Annotated in this window: 17 protein-coding genes and 1 pseudogene; 8 read left to right on the forward strand and 10 right to left on the reverse strand. The window is 74.0% G+C overall.

Annotated features, from left to right (window positions below; translation table 11 throughout):
* The first annotated feature begins 78 nt into the window (after window positions 1-78).
* Window positions 79-987 carry an alpha/beta hydrolase gene (locus O7615_RS07765; RefSeq protein ID WP_347405077.1) on the forward strand — a complete coding sequence of 303 codons (909 nt, stop codon included), beginning with the start codon at window positions 79-81 and terminating at the stop codon, window positions 985-987.
* A gap of 43 nt (window positions 988-1,030) precedes the next feature.
* On the forward strand, window positions 1,031-2,011 hold the full coding sequence (locus O7615_RS07770) for a chlorophyllase (RefSeq protein ID WP_278176679.1): 981 nt from the start codon (window positions 1,031-1,033) through the stop codon (window positions 2,009-2,011).
* 62 nt (window positions 2,012-2,073) lie between these two features.
* Here O7615_RS07770 and O7615_RS07775 read toward each other — a convergent pair whose 3' ends face one another.
* The 3 genes from O7615_RS07775 to O7615_RS07785 form a co-directional block, all read right to left on the reverse strand.
* Window positions 2,074-3,036: a zinc-binding dehydrogenase gene (locus O7615_RS07775; RefSeq protein WP_278176680.1), complete on the reverse strand. Its 963-nt coding sequence runs from the start codon at window positions 3,034-3,036 to the stop codon at window positions 2,074-2,076.
* A 75-nt stretch (window positions 3,037-3,111) separates the two neighbouring features.
* On the reverse strand, window positions 3,112-4,290 hold the full coding sequence (locus tag O7615_RS07780) for an NADP-dependent malic enzyme (protein WP_278176681.1): 1,179 nt from the start codon (window positions 4,288-4,290) through the stop codon (window positions 3,112-3,114).
* Window positions 4,291-4,430: 140 nt separating this feature from the next.
* A complete protein-coding gene (locus O7615_RS07785; protein WP_278176682.1) occupies window positions 4,431-4,763 on the reverse strand; it encodes a S24/S26 family peptidase in 333 nt (110 codons plus the stop codon).
* 85 nt (window positions 4,764-4,848) lie between these two features.
* Between O7615_RS07785 and sodN the strand changes: the two genes are divergently transcribed.
* Together sodN and O7615_RS07795 are read left to right on the forward strand one after the other, a co-directional pair.
* The gene (gene sodN, locus O7615_RS07790; protein WP_278176683.1) at window positions 4,849-5,253 is read left to right on the forward strand and encodes a superoxide dismutase, Ni; all 405 of its coding nucleotides are present in this window, start codon (window positions 4,849-4,851) and stop codon (window positions 5,251-5,253) included.
* Between the two features lie 189 nt (window positions 5,254-5,442).
* The gene (locus tag O7615_RS07795; protein WP_278176684.1) at window positions 5,443-5,850 is read left to right on the forward strand and encodes an ATP-binding protein; all 408 of its coding nucleotides are present in this window, start codon (window positions 5,443-5,445) and stop codon (window positions 5,848-5,850) included.
* A gap of 79 nt (window positions 5,851-5,929) precedes the next feature.
* Here O7615_RS07795 and O7615_RS07800 read toward each other — a convergent pair whose 3' ends face one another.
* A complete protein-coding gene (locus O7615_RS07800) occupies window positions 5,930-6,319 on the reverse strand; it encodes a hypothetical protein (RefSeq protein WP_278176685.1) in 390 nt (129 codons plus the stop codon).
* A gap of 42 nt (window positions 6,320-6,361) precedes the next feature.
* Here O7615_RS07800 and O7615_RS07805 point away from each other — a divergent pair, with 42 nt between their 5' ends.
* Together O7615_RS07805 and O7615_RS07810 are read left to right on the forward strand one after the other, a co-directional pair.
* Window positions 6,362-7,306: a diacylglycerol kinase family protein gene (locus O7615_RS07805; RefSeq protein WP_278176686.1), complete on the forward strand. Its 945-nt coding sequence runs from the start codon at window positions 6,362-6,364 to the stop codon at window positions 7,304-7,306.
* Window positions 7,307-7,751: 445 nt separating this feature from the next.
* Entirely contained in the window at window positions 7,752-8,009 is a 258-nt protein-coding gene (locus O7615_RS07810) for a WhiB family transcriptional regulator (protein ID WP_130404257.1), read from the forward strand.
* 38 nt (window positions 8,010-8,047) lie between these two features.
* Here O7615_RS07810 and O7615_RS07815 read toward each other — a convergent pair whose 3' ends face one another.
* Genes O7615_RS07815 through O7615_RS07830 form a run of 4 tightly spaced genes read right to left on the reverse strand, consistent with a single transcriptional unit; the run spans window position 8,048 to window position 11,470 of the window.
* Window positions 8,048-8,836: a CbiX/SirB N-terminal domain-containing protein gene (locus O7615_RS07815; protein ID WP_278182010.1), complete on the reverse strand. Its 789-nt coding sequence runs from the start codon at window positions 8,834-8,836 to the stop codon at window positions 8,048-8,050.
* 26 nt (window positions 8,837-8,862) lie between these two features.
* Window positions 8,863-9,627, reverse strand: a complete 765-nt coding sequence (locus O7615_RS07820) for a phosphoadenylyl-sulfate reductase (protein WP_278176687.1) — start codon at window positions 9,625-9,627, stop codon at window positions 8,863-8,865.
* Window positions 9,624-9,782, reverse strand: a complete 159-nt coding sequence (locus O7615_RS07825; RefSeq protein ID WP_278176688.1) for a hypothetical protein — start codon at window positions 9,780-9,782, stop codon at window positions 9,624-9,626. Before O7615_RS07825 ends, O7615_RS07820 begins: the two co-directional genes overlap by 4 nt.
* The gene (locus O7615_RS07830) at window positions 9,779-11,470 is read right to left on the reverse strand and encodes a nitrite/sulfite reductase (protein WP_278176689.1); all 1,692 of its coding nucleotides are present in this window, start codon (window positions 11,468-11,470) and stop codon (window positions 9,779-9,781) included. The genes O7615_RS07825 and O7615_RS07830 overlap by 4 nt, the downstream gene beginning before the upstream one ends.
* Before the next feature lie 395 nt (window positions 11,471-11,865).
* Between O7615_RS07830 and O7615_RS07835 the strand changes: the two are divergent.
* Window positions 11,866-13,506, forward strand: a pseudogene (locus O7615_RS07835) (glycosyltransferase family 39 protein); the annotation flags it as partial.
* Between the two features lie 250 nt (window positions 13,507-13,756).
* Here O7615_RS07835 and O7615_RS07840 read toward each other — a convergent pair.
* Both O7615_RS07840 and O7615_RS07845 read right to left on the reverse strand, forming a co-directional pair.
* Window positions 13,757-15,382: a PAS domain-containing sensor histidine kinase gene (locus O7615_RS07840; protein WP_278176691.1), complete on the reverse strand. Its 1,626-nt coding sequence runs from the start codon at window positions 15,380-15,382 to the stop codon at window positions 13,757-13,759.
* 25 nt (window positions 15,383-15,407) lie between these two features.
* Window positions 15,408-16,439: an SIS domain-containing protein gene (locus tag O7615_RS07845; RefSeq protein WP_278182011.1), complete on the reverse strand. Its 1,032-nt coding sequence runs from the start codon at window positions 16,437-16,439 to the stop codon at window positions 15,408-15,410.
* Between the two features lie 194 nt (window positions 16,440-16,633).
* Here O7615_RS07845 and O7615_RS07850 point away from each other — a divergent pair, with 194 nt between their 5' ends.
* Window positions 16,634-18,313, forward strand: coding sequence for a tetratricopeptide repeat protein (locus tag O7615_RS07850; protein ID WP_347405078.1), 1,680 nt, complete (start codon window positions 16,634-16,636; stop codon window positions 18,311-18,313).
* Window positions 18,314-18,355 lie beyond the last annotated feature (42 nt).

The following is an 18,355-nucleotide window of genomic DNA, read 5'->3' on the forward strand; positions in this document are numbered from 1 at the left end:
TACGCGCCGGGCGCCCGCCGTGGCGTACGACACGACAACCGCACCCGGGCGGGTGACCGGGGGGCCTACCGTGAGGCCGTGGGGATCAGATGGCGGCTCGCCGCGCCGACGACGGCGCTGCTCACGGCGTTGCTGATGGCGTGGCTGGCCGGCTGCGCGGCGGCCGGCGGCACGGCCGCACAGCCGGCGCCGGCCCGGCCGGCGCCGCAGGTGCCGTACGCGGTGGGTGTCCGGACGTTCACCGTCGATCCCACCTCGGAGCGCCCTCTCCCGGTCACCGTGTGGTACCCGGCGCAGGGCAGCCGGGTGGCCGACGGCCGGTTCCCCGTGGTCCTCTACAGCCACGGCCTGTCCAGCCTGCCCGAACTGCACTCCGGGCTGACCGCGCGATGGGCCGCCGCCGGCTTCGTGGTGGCCGCGCCGACGTACCCGCACACCCGGCGCGGCGCGGCCCGGTTCTCCCGGGCCGACGTACGCCACCAGCCGGCCGACGGGTGGCGGGTGATCCGGCACCTGGTCCGGCTCGACGGCCGCTCCGGCGACCCGCTCGCCGGCCATCTGGACGTGCAGCGGGTGGCGGCGGCCGGCAACTCGGCGGGCGGCTTCACCACGGCCGGCATGTTCACCGCCGGGCATCCGAAGCTGCTGCGGGCCGGCATCGTGATCGCCGGTGGCGGGATGGCGGGCAGCCTCGCCGGGCCGGCACCCATGCTCTTCGTGCACGGGACCGCCGATTCGGTGGTGCCGGTGAGCGTCGGTCGCGCCGCCTACCGTCGTACGCTCGGGCCGGTCGCGTTCCTGGGTCTGCTGGGGCAGGGACACGGCGACTACCTGATTCCCGGTCGGCCGGGCTTCGCCCAGGTGCTCGGTGCCACCACCGACTTCCTGCGCTGGACCCTCTACGGGGACCGCGAGGCCGCCCGCCGACTACCCACCCGAGCCCTCCTGCCCACCGTCACCACCTTCGAAACCCGCCCCGCCGCCTGATCCCCGCACCCGGGCCGCCGGGGTGCGAGGCAGAATCGGGGGCATGTTGCGTCGCGTCGTTTCCGTGGTGGTCGTCAGCGTGCTCTTCGGCGGGGGGCTGGTGGGGTGTTCCGCCGACCGCGAGGCGGCGGAGCGGGCCGATCCGCCGGCCACCGCCGCCGCGCCACCGGCCTCTCCGTCGGCCCCGGCGATTCCCGCCGGCAGCGCGCCCGAGCAGACCTTCGCGGTCGGCGTACGGCAGCTGCGGCTGAACCGCGACGGCGACCGGCCGCTGCCGGTGACCGTCTGGTACCCGGCGGACGGCCGGGCCGGCGGAAAGCCCGCGCGTGAGGCCACGGCCGCGGCCGGACGATTCCCGGTGGTCATGTTCAGCCACGGCCTGGGTGGCCGCCCCGACGACTACGACGCGCTACTGGTCAGCTGGGCCGCCGCCGGTTTCGTGGTGGCCGCGCCGACCTTTCCGAACACCTCACGGGGCGCGGGCGACCGCAACGTGCTCGACGTACTCAACCAGCCGGCCGACGTGTCGTACGCGTTGACCAGGGTGCTCGCCCTCGACGCCCGCGACGGCGATCCGCTGCGCGGCCGGCTGGCCACCGACCGGGTGGCCGCCGCCGGGCACTCGGCGGGCGGCGTGACCACCCTCGGGCTGTTCACCGCCGGTCGTGACGAGCGGCTGGCCGCCGGGATCGTCTTCGCCGGCACCGCCCTCGGGGTGGGCACCGCGTTCGCCGGCGCCGCCGCACCGCAACTGTTCGTGCACGGCGAGGCCGACGAGGTCGTGCGGTACGCCGCCGGCAAGGCCGTGTACGACAAGGTGCCCTGGCCGAAGGCGATGCTGAGCCTGCCCGACGGTGACCACGGCCGGGCCCTGCTGCGCGGTGAGGGGGCCGCGCTGCGGGTCGTCGCCGACACCACCACCGAGTTCCTGCGGTGGACCCTCTACGGCGACGCCGACGCCAAGGAGCGCATCCCCACCGCGGCCGCCCGCGACGACGTCGCCACCCTCGACAACCACCTGTGACCGAAGGAAGGGCCCCTTCCTAACGCCTCCGGTAGCGGAAGCGCCCCTTGTGACACACCAGCTCACGCGGTGTGGTCGACGACGACCTTGCCGAAGACCTGCCCGGAGTGCAGGCGGGCGAAGGCGTCGGCGACCCGGCTGAACGGCACCACGCTGTCCACCACCGGGCGCACCCCCCGCTCGGCGCAGAACGCCAGCAGGTCGGTCAGCTCGTCCGGCGTACCCATCGAGGTGCCCAGGATCTCCAGCTGCATGGCGAAGACCCGACGCAGGTTGACCTTCGGCTCGTGCCCGGCCGTCGCGCCGCAGACCACGATCCGCGCACCCGGGGCGGCCGACTTCAGCGAGTGGTCGAAGGTGGCCGCGCCGACCGTCTCGATCACCACGTCGACCCGCTCGGGCAGCCGCGCGCCGGACTCGACGGCGGTCGCCCCCAGCTCGGCGATCCGGGCCCGCTTGGCGGCGTCGCGGCTGGTCGCGTACACCCGCTTGCCCATGGCGGCGGCCAGCACCACCGCCGCGGTGGCCACGCCGCCCCCGGCACCCTGGACCAGGACGGCGTCGGCCTCGTCGACCCGGCCCTTGGCGGTGAGCATCCGCCACGCGGTCAGCCAGGCCGTCGGCAGGCACGCCGCGTCGGTCGCCGCCAGGCCCGCCGGTAGCGGCAGCAGGCTCGACCGGGGTACGGCCACCCGCTCGGCCAGCGTGCCGGGGAAGTGCTCGGAGAGGATGGACACGCCGCGCGGATCACCGGGGGTGGCCACCACCGGGTAGATGACCACCTCGTTGCCGTCCGGGTCCACGCCGACCGCGTCGCAACCCAGGATCATCGGCAGCTGCGCGGCGCGCAGCCCGACGCCGCGCAGCGACCAGAGATCGTGGTGGTTGAGCGAGCTGGCCGTGACGCGCAGGGTCACCCAGTCCTCGTCGGGCGGGCTCGGCTCGGGCTGCTTACCGACGGTGAGCGCGGCAAGCGGGTCGGCGTCGTCGAAGCGGGAGGCGAAGGCGGCACGCATGATCCGCACCGTAACAAGCTGAGCGCGGGTTAAGAAGGGGCCCTTGCGCTACCTGAGGGGTAAGGAGGGGCCCCTCCTTACCCCTCAGGCGCGGGCGACGCCGTCGCGGCGGGCGGCCTCGGCGACCGCCTCGGCGACGGCGGGGGCCACCCGGGGGTCCAGCGGCGAGGGCACGATGGCCTCGGGGGTCAGCGCCTCGGCGACCACGGAGGCGATGGCGTCCGCCGCCGCGACCTTCATGGCGTCGGTGACCCGCGTGGCCCGGGCCTGCAACGCGCCCCGGAACACGCCCGGGAAGGCCAGCACATTGTTGATCTGGTTCGGGTAGTCGCTGCGGCCGGTGGCGACCACCGCGACGTGCCGGGCGGCCACCTCCGGATGCACCTCCGGCGTGGGGTTGGCCAGCGCGAACACGATCCCGCCCGGGGCCATCCCGGCCACCGCCGACTCGGGGATCTGCCCGCCGGAGACCCCGATCAGCACGTCGGCGCCGCGCAGCGCTTCGGTGATGTCGCCCTGCCGGCCGTCGGCATTGGTCAACTCGGCCAGTTCGGCCTTGGTGTCGGTCAGCCCGGTGCGTTGCACGCAGATGATCCCCCGGGAATCGCAGACCACCACCTGCGCCGGTTCCACTCCGCCGGCCACCAGCATCCTGGTCACCGCCACCCCGGCCGCGCCCGCGCCGCTGACCACCACCCGCAGGTCACCGAGCTTGCGGTTGAGTAGCGTCGCGGCGTTGCGCAGCGCGGCCAGCACGACGATCGCGGTGCCGTGCTGGTCGTCGTGGAAGACCGGGATGTCCAGCGCCTCGTCGAGCCGCCGCTCCACCTCGAAGCAGCGGGGGGCGCTGATGTCCTCCAGGTTGATGCCGCCGAACGACGGCGCGAGTGCGGTGACCACCGCGACGATCTCGTCGACGTCCTGCGTGTCGAGGCAGACCGGCACCGCGTCGATCCCGCCGAACTGCTTGAACAGCACGGCCTTGCCCTCCATCACCGGCAGCGCGGCGCGCGGGCCGATGTTGCCGAGACCGAGCACGGCCGAGCCGTCGGTGACGACCGCGACGGCGTGCGAGGCCCAGGTGTAGTCGTCGGCGAGGGCCGGGTCGGCCGCGATCGCCTCGCAGACCCGGGCCACACCCGGGGTGTACGCGAGGGAGAGGTCGTCCCGATTGTTCAGCGGGACCGTCGAGGCGACGGCCATCTTGCCGCCCCGGTGCAGCCGGAAGACGGGATCAGCAGGATCCACGGTGGACGCAGGCATGGTGACTCCAGGATCTGTCGAGCAGCTGGACCAGCCGGTCGGGCGCACGGTGAGGCGAGCGAGCGGCGGCGCGCGGTGCGGGGGGTCACCCGGGCACTTCCGAGCATAGTCACGCCGGTGGGTCCAGTATGTGAGCAGGGTCATAACGGGTGGGACGGCACCCGACCGGGTCGAGGCCAGTAGCGAGCCACCACCCGACCCAGCACGTCGGCCACGCCGTACGCCCGGGAGTCGTCCGTGACCAGGCCGTTGTCCCCGGACAGCCACCACCCGCCGTCGACCGGGCGGACCGCGCGCTTGACCACCAGCAGATCCGGGCGGCTGCGGAAGACCGCGATCACCACGTCACCGGTCCGGATCGCGCGACCACCCCGGCGCACCAGCACCGCGTCGCCGTGCCGCAGCGTCGGCACCATGGACGGGCCGGTCACCAGTACGGCCGACAGCGGCCATCGCAGCCGGTGCGCGGGCATGGGTTTCACCTCCAGCGGCCTCGGGGACCACCGTCCAGGAGTAATGTCGTCTTGGATCATCGCAAACTTCCCATGGAGGATCCTGATGCGACTTCCACGCATCCTTGCGCCCCGCGTGACCGCGAGCGCCCACTGTGACCTGCCCTGCGGTGTCTACGACCCCGCGCAGGCCCGGATCGAGGCCGAGTCGGTGAAAATGATCTGCGAGAAGTACCAGGCCAACACCGATCCCGAGTTCCGCACCCGGGCCATCCTGATCAAGGAGCAGCGGGCCGAGCTGGTCAAGCACCACCTCTGGGTGCTCTGGACCGACTACTTCAAGCCGCCGCACTTCGAGAAGTACCCGAACCTGCACCAGCTGTTCAACGAGGCCACCAAGCTGGCCGGCGCCGCCGGCGCCAAGGGGGCCACCGATCCGGCCAAGGCCGACGAGCTGCTGCAGAAGATCGACGAGATCTCGAAGATCTTCTGGGAGACCAAGCAGGCGTGACATCGCCCGCGAATGGCACCTGCGTCGGCGGTCGACGCGTCCTCACCGGGACGCGTCGACCGCCGACCCGCCCCGCCCCGTCGGGCCACGTCCGCCCCGGGCCACCCGGCGCCGTCCGACCGCCGCGCTGACCGCCGCCGACCGTCCGGCGGCGCCAGCGGGTAGAGTCCCCGACCGGGGGGATGAGTGGTGACTCAACTGAGCGGCCAGCCGACGACCGACGACGACGTCGTGCACCTCACCGTGCCTGCGGACGGTGGATATCTCAGCGTTCTCCGGACCGCCACCGCCGGCCTCGCGGCCCGCCTCCAGTTCGCCCTGGACGAGATCGAGGATCTGCGCATCGCGGTCGACGAGGCGTGTGCCATGCTGCTCGCCATCGCCGCGCGGGAGGCCGAACTCGACTGTCGCTTCTCGGTCACCGAGGACGCGCTGACGGTCGAGGTGACCGTACCGACCGTGCCGGGCGCCAAACTTCCAGGGGAGTCGTCGTTCGCGTGGAAGGTGCTCACCGCACTGACCACGTCGGCGGATGCCGTCGCGGTCGACGGCCGGGCGACCATCTCCCTGCTCACCCGGCGGGCCGCCGGCTGGTGACCGGCCCCCGAGGGTCAGCGCGTCCTCGGTGACCGGCCCGGCGGGTCAGCTCGGCCGGTGACCGGCCCGGCGGGTCAGCTCACTCGAAGCCGAGGGCCCGGGTCGTGGGCGGGCTCACCAGCAACCAGGTGACGCCGACGCCGAGCGCGATCAGCGGTACGCCGAGCCAGCCCAGCCCGCCCTGGATCATGAACCAACCGATCGGCAGCAGCATGAGTTGGAGCACGATGGCCGGCGCCCGGGCGCCCGCCCGGCGCCGCACCAGCGCGCCGCCCAGCAACCAGAGGGCGACCGCGACACCGGCGGCGAAGGCCGTGACCAGCAGCGCCGACGCCAGGTCGGTGGCGGTGGCGGTGAGGTCGGCGACGATCAGCCAGGCGGCGACCAGCCCGACGGCGACCGCCTGGCCCCGTAGCAGCCGGACCGCCCAACGGAGCGTGACGGGGGTCGGGTCGGAGTCGATGGTCACGCGGTCACGATACCCGTGACGCTCCGGGGTACAGTGCCGCCCATGCGGGCCGTCCTGCTGGTCAATCCGAAGGCCACCACCACCAGCGAGCGCGCGCGGGACGTGCTGGTCCGCGCGCTGCGCAGCGAGGTCGACCTTTCCGTGCGCTACACCCGCCAGCGCGGTCACGCCACCACGCTGGCCCGGGAGGCGGCCGAGGAGGGCGTCGACGCGGTGGTCACCCTCGGTGGCGACGGCACGATCAACGAGGTGGTCAACGGGCTGATGACCGCGGCCACCGCCGGCGGCGCCGAGCCGACCGCCGAGCGGCTGCCGGCCCTGGCCACCGTGCCGGGCGGCTCGACCAACGTCTTCGCCCGGGCGTTGGGCCTGCCCCGGGAGTGGCCGGAGGGGGCCAGCATGATCCTGGAAGGTCTGCGGCTGGGCCGGCACCGGACGATCGGCCTCGGGCGGGCCGACGACCGTTACTTCACCTTCTGCGCCGGCTTCGGGCTCGACGCGGCGGTGATCCGCCGCGTCGAGGAGGCGCGCCGCCGCGGGCGGGTCTCCTCCTCCTCGCTCTACTTCCGCGCCTTCAGCGCACAGTTTCTCCTCGGCAACGAGCGGCGGCACCCGGCGATCCGGTTGGAGCGGCCGGGCGAGGCGACCGAGGACGAGTTGGCCACGGTCATCGTGCAGAACACCGCGCCGTGGACCTACGTCGGGGACCGTGAGGTCAACCCGAATCCGGAGGCGTCGTTCGATCTCGGGCTGGATGTGCTGGTCCTGCGCCAGCTAGGCGTCGCCAGCACGACACGCACCGTCACGCAGTTCTTCTCGCCGACGCCTGATCCACGAGGCCGTCAGGTTCTCCGGCTGCACGACGTGGCCGAGTTCATGCTGGTCGCGAGCCGTCCGCAGGCATTCCAGCTCGACGGCGACTATCTTGGCGAGCGGGAAAAAGTCAGATTCACCTCCGTTCCGGCCGCACTCAGAGTAATCTGTTAGGTCTCCGGTACCCACCGGGCGGAGTTGGTCGGCGCGACCCCCACGCGCGACGGCTGCGACACCCGGGACCGATGCCGGAAATGCCAGCAATGTTCCGCGGACTGTACTATATTGATCCTCGACTGTGATACGACGGGTGGCCGGAGTGATCCGCAACCCGGACAAATGGGTTGTGGGCTTGCTCACCGTCCGGAGTTTTTCCGAGCGCCACCCTTGACATCGTGTGAGTTCGTGAAAGTATTCACAAGCAAACTTGAGTTACCGGGACATTGCCTGGATGCGCTCGGCAGGTTGAGCTGTTCCAGCAGGTCCCCGGGCCAACAGCCTGCTCACGCACTGCCGAATTGACGAACGCGAACCGTCATCACCGGCATTGCGGATGCATATAGGAAAAGCACCAACAAGCAACATCTGCCACCCACCCAGAATGAGGAGTGTTGCCGCCATGGACTGGCGTCACCATGCTGTCTGCCGCGACGAGGACCCGGAGCTGTTCTTCCCGATCGGGACGTCCGGTCCGGCTCTCCTGCAGGTCGAGCAGGCCAAGGCCGTCTGCCGGCGCTGCTCCGTGACCGACCAGTGCCTGCAGTGGGCACTGGAGTCCGGTCAGGACGCTGGCGTCTGGGGCGGGATGAGCGAGGAGGAGCGACGCGCCGTCAAGCGTCGCGGCGGCCTCCGGGTGCTGCGCGCTCACACCGCCTGACCCATCACACACACGCACCAAGCGACACGCCCCGGCACTCAACCCGCCGGGGCGTTCTGCTGCCCGCCGGCGGCGCGGGCATCGGCGTCGACACGGCGCAGTACCAGGTCGACCAGTTCCGGCGCGTCCGTCAGCGGCGCCGCCACCGCCACCGCACCGGCATCCCGCGCCGCCGCCGCCACCGCGTCGTGGAACAACCCGGGAGCCAGGAAGTACGCCGCCACGGCCACCCGCCGCGCGCCGCGCGCCCGCAGCCGGGCCACCGCCGCGCCGACGCCCGGTGGGGCCGCCGAGGCGTACGCGATCCGGGTCGGGGTGTGCAGGGCGACACCAAGCGCCTCGGCCACCCGACCGACGGACCCCCGTGCCCCGGCGTCCCGGGTTCCCGCGGCGGCCAGCACCACCGCGTCGAACCGGCCCGGCTCCGCCTCGGCCAGCCGCCGTCGCAACCCGGCCAGCAGCGCCGGATCCACGCCGGCGTCGGCCGGGCCGAGCACATCGGTGACCCGTACCGCCATCGCCGGCCCGGAATCCCGGGCGGCGGCAACCGCCGCCGGAATGTCCACCCGCCGGTGGTACGCGGCGGTGAGCAGCAGCGGCACCAGGACCGCCCGGGGGTGCCCCGCAGCGGCCAGCCCGCGCAGCGCCTCCGTCGGGCCGGGCTCGGTGTGGTCGAGCCAGCTCGCCAGCACCCGCGTACCGGGGCGGGCCGCCGACACCGCCCGGGCCAGCGCCCTGGTCGCGTCGGCCGCTCGCGGGTCACGGCTGCCGTGCGCGACCAGGAGCACCGGATCTCCGCCCGGCCCCGACCCCTCGGGTCGGACCAGGCCACCGGGCGGTCCCGCCCGTTCGGTCAGAGATGCAGCCCGCACTCGGTCTTCTCGAACATCGCCCAGCGACCGGCTCGCGGATCCTCGCCCGCCCTGGTCCGGCGGGTACACGGCCAGCAGCCGATCGAGCCGTAGCCGCGCCGGAACAGCTCGTTGACCGGCACGTTCCACCGGGAGATGTACGCGTCCACGTCCGCCTGCGTCCAGGCCGCGATCGGGTTGACCTTCACCCTGCCGCGGCGCGCGTCGAACGTCACCACCGGCGTGTTGGCGCGGGTCGGCGACTCGTCCCGGCGCAGGCCGGCGGCCCACGCGTCGTAGCCGGTCAGCGCCCGCTCCAGCGGCTCCACCTTGCGCAGCTGGCAGCACTCGTCCGGCGACTTGTTGAACAGCCGGGGCCCGTACTCGCCGTCCTGCTGGCCCACGGTGAGGCGCGGCCGGATGGACCGGACGTTCACCGGCAGGGTGCGGGCCACCTCGTCGCGGACCGCCAGCGTCTCGGGGAAGTGCAGGCCGGTGTCGAGGAAGACCACGTCCACCCCCGGCGCCACCCGGGAGACCAGGTGGGCGAGCACCCCGTCGGCCATCGAGCTGGTCACGCAGAACCGGGAGCCGAAGGTCTCCGCCGCCCACCGCGCGATCTCCGGTGCGGGCGCGCCCTCCAGCTCCCGGCCGGCCCGCTCGGCCAGTTCCCGCAGCTCGTCCGGGTCACGCCGGGTCGGCTCGACGGGAGCGGGGCCCCCGGCGCCGACCAGGCCGAGGCCGACCGCGGAGACCAGGGCGCTCATCGTTTCACCGCCCGGGAGAGCAGGCCGGTGAACCGGACCGTGAACACCCGGGCGCAGGCGTGGCACTCCCACGCGCCGTGCCCGGTCTCACTCGGCCGCAGATCCTCCTCGCCGCAGTACGGGCAGTACAGCGGCGCCGCCCGAGTCTCGCTCATCGCAGTTCCTCCTCGTCGGCGCGGATCACCCAGTTGGCGAACGTCTCACCCTCGGTGCGGCCGGCAAGGTACCGCCGGGCCAGCCGCTCGACGTACTCGGGAAGCTCCTCGGCGGTCGTCTTCAGGCCGCGCAACTTGCGGCCGAAGCCGGCGGTGCGCCCCTCGGCCATGCCGAGCCCGCCGCCGAGGTGCACCTGGAAGCCCTCCACCTGGCGGCCGTCCGGGCCGGTCACCAGCTGGCCCTTGAGCCCGATGTCGGCGACCTGGGTGCGGGCGCAGGCGTTCGGGCAGCCGTTGATGTGGATGGAGATGTCCGCGTCGAAGTCCCGCAGGCGCTGCTCCAGCCGGGCCACCAGGTCCTCGCCGAGCGCCTTGGTCTCCACGATGGCGAGCTTGCAGTACTCCAGGCCGGTGCAGGCCATGGTGCCGCGCCGCCAGGCCGACGGGCGGGCCTCCAGGCCGATCCCGCGCAGCGCCGTGACCAGCGGCTCCGTCCGCTCCGGCGGCACGTCCAACACCAGCAGCTTCTGGTACGGGGTGAGCCGGACCCGCCCGCTGCCGTGCGCCTCGACCACGTCCGCGAGCTGCGCCAGCTGGCTGCCGGAGACCCGGCCGACCACCGGGGCCGCGCCGACGTAGTGGCGGCCGTCGCGCTGGGCGTGCACCCCGATGTGGTCGATCGGCTTGTCCGGCAGCTCCGGAGCGGGCCCGTCGAGCAGCGTCCGGCCGAGGTACTCCTTCTCCAGCACCTCGCGGAACTTGGTCACGCCCCAGTCGGCGACCAGGAACTTCAACCGGGCGCGGTGGCGCAGCCGGCGGTAACCGTAGTCGCGGAAGATGCCGACCACGCCCGCCCAGACGTCCGGCACCTCGCCCAGCGGCACCCAGACGCCGAGCCGCTGGGCCAGCATCGGGTTGGTGGACAACCCGCCGCCGACCCACAGGTCGAAGCCCGGGCCGTGCTCGGGGTGGTCGACGCCGAGGAAGGCGATGTCGTTCGCCTGGTACGGGGTGTCCACCAGCCAGGAGATCGACGACTTGAACTTGCGGGGCAGGTTCGAATACTGCTTGTCGCCGACGTACCGCCGGACGATCTCGTCGATCGCGGGCGTGGCGTCGATCCGCTCCGACTCGGCCACCCCGGCCACCGGGCTGCCCAGCACGATGCGAGGGCAGTCGCCGCAAGCCTCGGTGGTCTGCAACCCGACCGACTCCAGCCGCCGCCAGATCTCCGGCATGTCCTCGACCCGGATCCAGTGGTACTGGATGTTCTGCCGATCGGTGATGTCGGCGGTGTCCCGGGCGAACTCCCGGGAGATCTCGGCGATCGTACGCAGCTGCGCCAGGTCGAGCTGGCCGCCGTCGACGCGTACCCGCAGCATGAAGAACTCGTCTTCCAGCTCGTGCGGCTCCAGCACGGCGGTGCGCCCGCCGTCGATGCCCGCCTTCCGCTGGGTGTAGAGGCCCCACCAGCGGAACCGGCCACGCAGATCCTGCGGGTCGATGGAGGCGAAGCCCCGGTGCGCGTAGATGTTCTCGATCCGCTCCCGCACGTTGAGCGGGTTGTCGTCCTTCTTGCTCCGCTCGTTGGGGTTGAGCGGCTCCCGGTACCCCAGCGCCCACTGGCCCTCGCCCCGGGGGCGGCGCGGCGCCCGTGGGGGGCGGGCCGGGGTCTCACTGACTGCCATCGCGGCGTCCTCCGTTGTCTGCTGTGCCTCGGTTGGGCTGCATGGACGCGGCGGCCGGCTCCCGGTGGGGCCGTGGACGGCGATGTCTCTGTACGGCCGGCGCTACGTGCCCGAGGCAGGGATGGTCGGGCTTCGTCAGTGAGCCGGACAGATGGCGCTGCGCACGCGGCCGTAATCGACGTGGCGCCGGGCCACGAAGCGGCGGACAACGGCGGCAGTCATGAACGTCATGTTGCCACACCTCGCAGGAGGCGGCCAATGAGCACGTGCCCGATCCCACATCACGGGCGGTCGCTGCCGCCACCCGGACCGCAACCGTGTGGCAGGCTCGCGGCATGGGAGGTTTGTCCGATAGGTCGGTTCCAGCCGCCGGCACGGGAGTCCGGCTGAGCGGAATGCGCCTGCGCTCGCTGCCGGTGTGGCTGGTGCCGGCGGGGCTCACCCTGGTGGTGACGCTGGTCGGGCTGGACGGCGCCCAGCCGTGGCGCGACGAGCTGGCAACCTGGAGCGCCGCCACCCGAGGGCTGGGCGGCCTGCTCCGGCTGGCCGGCACCATCGACGCCGCCACCGGCCCCTACTACCTGCTCATGCACGCCTGGGTGGCGGTGGCCGGCGACTCGGCGACCGCGCTGCGCCTGCCGTCCGCGCTGGCGACGACCGCAGCCGCCGGCCTGACCGCCGTACTCGGCCGGCGACTGTGGGACGCCCGCGTCGGCACCCTCGCCGGGCTGCTGTTCGCGGTGCTCCCCGGCACCTCCCGATACGGCCAGGAGGCCCGGCCGTACGCCCTGGCGACCGCACTCGCCGTGCTGAGCACACTGCTGCTGGTCGACGCGCTACGACACCCGGGCCGGCGCCGCTGGGTGGGCTACGCCGCGGCCACCACCGCCCTCGGGCTGACCCACCTGGTCGCCCTCACCCTGATCGCCGCCCACGCGGTCGCCGTGCTCGCCACCGCGACCCGCCGCACCACCCCGGCGGGCGGCTCGGACAGCAGCACCACCAAACACCACGCCACACCGGCCAACGGCCCGGACGGCAGCACCGTGCGGCACCACGCCACACGCGCGGGCGGCCCGCCAACCGGCGCCACGGACGGCAGCACCACCAAGCACCACGCCACACCGGCCGGCGCCCCGAACGGCAGCGCCGCGCGGCACCACGCCGCACCGGCCGGCGGCCCGGACGACAGCACGGCGCGGCACGACGCTGCGCCGGCCGACGATACCCAAGCCGGCGCCACAGCCGGCGGGACGGAGCCCGGTGGCGGAGAGCGAGGGCCGCCGGGCGGCCGGACGGTCTGGTGCTGGCTGGCCGCCCTGGTGCCGGTGGCGGTGGCGGTGACCCCGCTGGCGCTGGTGGCCCAGGGACAGCGGGCACGGCAGCTCGACTGGGTGGATGCCGCCCGACCCTCGGACCTGGCGACGCTGGCCGGCGGGGTGACCCAGAGCGGCGTGGTCGGCGGCCTGCTGGTCGGGCTCGCCGCGCTCGGCGCCGTCCGGGCCGGTCGCCGCGGGCTGCTGCCGGCGAGCTGCGTACTCCTGCCGGTGCTGTTGCTCTTCCTCGCCGGGCTGGTCGTACCCCTCTGGGTGCCTCGCTACCTGGTCTTCGTGGTGCCCTTCGGCTGCCTGCTGGCCGGCGTGGCACTCGCGTCGGCGCGGTTGCCGGCCGCGCTGGTCGTGGTGGCCCTGGCCGGGCTGCTCGGCCTACCCGACCAGGCGGCGCTGCGCCGCACCCACGAGTGGCCACGCAGCGCGATGGTGGACTACCGGGCAGTGGCCCGGACCGTCGCGGACGGCCAGCGCCCCGGCGACGCGGTGGTCTACTCCCCCCGGGAAAGCTGGCTCTTCCTCGACCTCGGTCTCGGCTATCACCTGGGCGGGCGGACCCCACGGGACGTGCTGCTGGTCGAGGGGCAGGCCCGTCGGGGCGACCTCTGGGCCACCGAGTGCGACCGCCCGGCCGAGTGCCTGGCCGGTACCGACCGGGTCTGGCTGGTGCTGGACGGTCGCCACCCCGACCCCCTGGCCGCCGTCCCCGGCGCCAAGGGCGACGCGCTACGCGCCAGCTTCACCGCCACCCAGACCTGGCCCCACCCCGGCCTGACCCTAACCCTCCTCACCCGCCCCACCCCCTAACCCACACCCACCCTCACCCTCCACTTCCACCCCCGTTGATCATGAAGTTAACGGGGTGTTTTAGAGATCAAACCCGCCCGCTAACTTCATGATCAACGGGGAGAACGGCCGGGGCGAGGGGGCCTGGGAGAGGGGGGCGGGGGGTGGGTTAGGGGGTGGGGCGGGCTAGGGGGACGGTGAGGACGGCTTCGGTGCCGCCGGTGGCGCCGGGGCGCAGCTCGATGCTGCCGCGCAGCTCGCCGGTGACCAGCGCCCGGACGATCTGCAGGCCGAGCTTGGCGCCGCCGTCGGCGTCGAAGTCGGCGGGCAGCCCGCGGCCGTTGTCGGCGACCGTGACGTTCAGCATCTTGCGGAACCGGTGGGCCGAGACCACCACCTCGGGCTTCACCGCGCCCGGCTCGGGCCCAGCGGCACCACCGTCCGGCCCAGCAGCGCCACCCCCCAGCCCAGCAGCGCCACCCTCCGGCACCGCAGCGTCGGTCTCCGGCACCGCCGGGCCGTCCTCGGCCTCGCCGGCCGGCGGAAAGCCGTGTTCGACGGCGTTGAGCAGCAACTCGTTGAGGACCATCACCAGCGAGGTGGCGATCTCGGCCGGCAGTACGCCGAAGGTGCCCTTGCGCCGCATCCCGACGGTCACCTCGGTCGCCGCCACCTCGGTCGCCGCGTTGGCCACCCGGTCGACGATCCCGTCGAACTCCACCGCCTCGTCGCTGGACATGGCGAGGGTCTCGTGGACCAGGGCGATCGACGCCACCCGCCGCACGGACTCCTCCAGGGCCACCCGCGCCTCCGGCATCGAAACCCGGCGCGCCTGGAGACGCAGCAGGGCGGCCACCGTCTGCAGGTTGTTCTTCACCCGGTGATGGATCTCCCGGATGGTGGCGTCCTTGGTGATCAACGCGCGGTCGCGGCGGCGTACCTCGGTGATGTCACGGACCAGCACCAGCGCGCCGATCGGCACTCCGGCGGGCATCAGCGGCAGGGCCCGGGTGAGCATGGTCGCGCCCCGCGCGTCGATCTCCCGCCGCGCCGGCGCCTCGCCGCGCAACGCGGCGAGGATGCCGTTCGCGGCGTCCGTGCCCTCCAGGGGATCGCCGGCCAGCCGCCGGTGCAGCGCCGCGAGATCCTCGCCCACCAGGTGGGAGGCATGGCCCAACCGGCGGTACGCCGACTGCGCGTTGGGGCTGGCGTAGGTGACCTTGCCGCCGGCGTCCAGCCGGACCAGCCCGTCGCCGACGCGGGGCGCCGAGGTGGTCTCGCCGGGGTGCCGGGGCGGCGGAAAGGTGCCGTCGGCGATCATCTGCGCCAGGTCGTCGGCCGTGGTCAGGTAGTTCAGCTCCAGCTGGCTGGGCGTACGGGCGGTGGAGAGGTTGGTGTCGCGGCCCACCACGGCGATCACCTCGCCGGATTCACCGTCGGCGGTGCGCAACCGGACCGGGATCGCCTCGTGCCGGGCGGGCACGTCGCCGTACCAGACCGGGTCGCCCTCCCGCCAGATCCGCCCCTGCCGGCAGGCGACCTCCAGGTGCGCCACCTCCGGCCCGCCGACGATCCGCCCGACCTGGTCGTCCTGGTACGCGGTGGGCGCCGTGGTCGGGCGGACCTGGGCCACGCAGAGGAAGCTGCCCTCGCCGTCCACCGGCACCCAGAGCAGCAGGTCGGCGAAGGAGAGGTCGGACAGCAGCTGCCAGTCACCGGCTATCCGGTGCAGGTGGTCGATGTCGGCCGGGCACAGACGGGTGTGCTCCTCGGCAAGCTCGCGCAGCGTGGACACGCCGACCAGCGTGCCACGCCGGTGGTCACCTCGTCGCGGTGACCTTCTTCAACCCGCGCGGCGCGTCCGGGTCCTCGCCCCGGGCCAGGGCCAGGGCCAGCGCCAGCCGCTGCAACGGCAGGATGTCCAGCAGTGGGGCGTACCGCTCGTCGACCTCCGGCACGGCGATGCGGGTGGCCCCCTCGACCTCGGCGGAGCCGACCACCACCACGTCGGCGCGGCGCTCGCCGAGCCGGGGCAGCACCTCGCCCATCGCGCGGCCACCCGGCCCCGAGCCGACCACGGCCAGCACCGGCACGTCCGGGTCCGTCATGGCGAGCGGGCCGTGCAGCAGGTCGGCGCCGGAGAACGCCAGCGCCGGCAGGTAGGAGGTTTCCATCAGCTTCAGCGCCGCCTCCCGCGCGGTCGGGTACGCGTAGCCCCGGCCGGTGGTGACGAGTTGGGCGGCGAACCGGTAGCGCGGCGCGAGCTGGGCCGGGGTGGGGTCGGCGAGGGTGCGGGCGGCCAGCCCGGGCAGGGCGGCCAGGGCCTCGCGCTCCTCGGCGGGCAGCACGCCGTCACCGGCCCGGATCCCCTCGACCAGCATCAGCAGGGCCAGCAGCTCGGCGGTGTACGTCTTGGTGGCGGCCACCGCCCGCTCGTGGCCGGCCGCGATGTCGACGGAGAGTTCGGCGGTGGTCGCCAGCGGGGAGTCCGGCGCGTTGGTGAGCGCGAGGGTGAGCGCACCGGAGCCCCGGGCGGCCCGGAGCACCTCCGCGAGGTCGGGCGAGCCGCCGCTCTGGCTGACGCCGACGACCAGGGCGTCGGAGAGATCCGGCCGGGCGCCGAAGAGGGTGACCGCGCTCGGTGAGGCGAGGCCGGCCGGCAGGCCGAGGCGGATCTCGGTGAGGTAGGCGGCGTACAGGGCGGCGTGGTCGGAGGTGCCCCGCGCGGTGAACACCACGTGTCGCGGCCGGCGCTCGGCGACGGCCGCGGCCACCCGGGCGATCTGCGCGGCGTGTCCGGCGGAGAGCAGCCGCTCGTAGCCGGCCGGCTGCTCGTCGATGTCGGCGGCCATGCCGCTGCCTGGCTGCGTCACGGAAGCTCCTCCCCTGCGCGATGAGCGCGCGTTTGCTGCTCAGTCTTGCATCTTTCATCCAGTCTGAGCAATCAAATGAGCAGCAGTGCGCAGTGGATCACCAAAATGGGGTGCCGTCACCTACGCTGACCCGGCCTCACCGCGCAACCGGTACCGACGAGCGAGAGGACCACGTGGCCGAGGGAACGGATGATCGGGCGTTGCCGGCGACGGAGGAACTGGCCCTGGCCCGCCGGGCCCTGGACTCCGGCGAGCTGGCGCACGCCGCTGACCATGTCGCGGCCGCGCTCGCCCGGGCACCGACGCTGCCCGAGGTGCACGAGACCCTCGCCCACCTGGCCGCGGCCAGCGGAGATGGCAGCGTCGGCCTGTTCCCCCTGCAGCATCACACCTTCGTCGGCGCGGTCGTCGCCCGCGCACACCTGCTCGCCGCGGCGGGTCGCCCGGCCGAAGGTCTCGACCTGCTCGTCGCCGCCACCGCGCACGCGCCCGGGGCGGACTGGGCGGGGGTGCCGTGGGTGACGTCGCCGGAGTTGGCCGAGCGCCTCGGGCCCGACCGCGCGGCCCGGGTGTTGATGCAGGTCTGTGCCGCCGCTCCCGACCCGGTGCCGCCGACGGACCGGGCGGCCCTGGCGGCGTACCTCACGCTGGCCCGCAACGCGGTCACCGTCCATCCGGAGCACGCGCTGCTGCTGGGCACGGCCTCCGCGCTGGCCCGGCGGGTGGGCGAGGTCCCGCTCGCGGTCCGCTGGGCCGGCCGGGGCGTACGCGCGGCGCCGTCGAAGATGGGCGAGGTCTGGCTCGGGTACGCGCTGCGCAGCGCCGGCCGGACCCGCGAGGCGCTCGCCGCGCTGCGCCGTGCCGTCGACCACGACCCGGACGACCTGGCGGTGTACGCCGACATCGCGGGCACGCTGGCCGACCACGGCCGGCTCACGGAGGCGCTGGACTGGATCGAGCGCGCACTGGCCCGCAACCCGTCCTTCGATTGCGCGGTGCACACCGCGCACCGGCTGCGGTTCCAGCGCGACGGCGAGGTGCGTCACCTGGTCGCACTGGCGGACTACATCCGCGATCATCCGGACGACTCGCACGAGCACGGCGACCTGGCCGAGTGCTGCCGCGGTCGCCCCTGGCTGGGGCAGCTGACCCCGGCCGCACCGGCGACCGGGACGTCACGGCCGGTGGCCGCCGAACCGGACCCGGCTGCCGTACGCCCGACGACGCCCCCACCCTCGGCCGAGGCGGCGCGCCGACTGCGCGAGCTGGCCCGCCCGGCCTGGCCGCACCCGCCGGCGGCGTACGACGCCGCGGTCGGTCTCGCCACTCTCGACCTGCCCGACCTGCTCGGCCTGCTGGCCCATCCGCCCGAGATCCCGCGGACCGCGCTGGGTCAGGTGCTCGCCGGCCAGGACCCGGCGCTGTGGGAGCGTTGCGTGCGGGTGTGGGCCTGCCTCGGTCTGCTGCACCATCGCACCGACGAGCCCTGGGCCGCCTCGACCCGGCGGCGGGTGCTGGTGGAACTGGCCCGGGGGACGGAGGCGGTCACCGAGGCGGCCCTGTTCGCCCTGGTGACCGCCGCCTGGGTCGATCCGTCGGTGCGCACCGACGTGGCCGGGCTCGTCGCCGAACGGCTGACGGCGGTGGCCGAGGCGAGCCGGGAGGCTCCCGTACCGGTTGCCCCCTCCCTGGGCCACCTGGCACTCGTCACGCCGGATCTCGATCCGGACAGCATCGCGCTGGCGCGCTCGCTGGCCGGCGTCCCCGCCGCCCGGCGGCACGGTTCGCTGCGTGCCCTGCTGCGCCGCCTCCTGCGCCCGCGCCGCACGCGCCTCCCCGGCCCGCCGCCCTGACGCCAGCTCACCCCCGCCGCGCACCCGGCGACCGCACAGATG

The organism is Micromonospora sp. WMMD1082, from assembly GCF_029626175.1.
In the GTDB taxonomy this organism is placed as follows: Bacteria; Actinomycetota; Actinomycetes; order Mycobacteriales; family Micromonosporaceae; genus Micromonospora.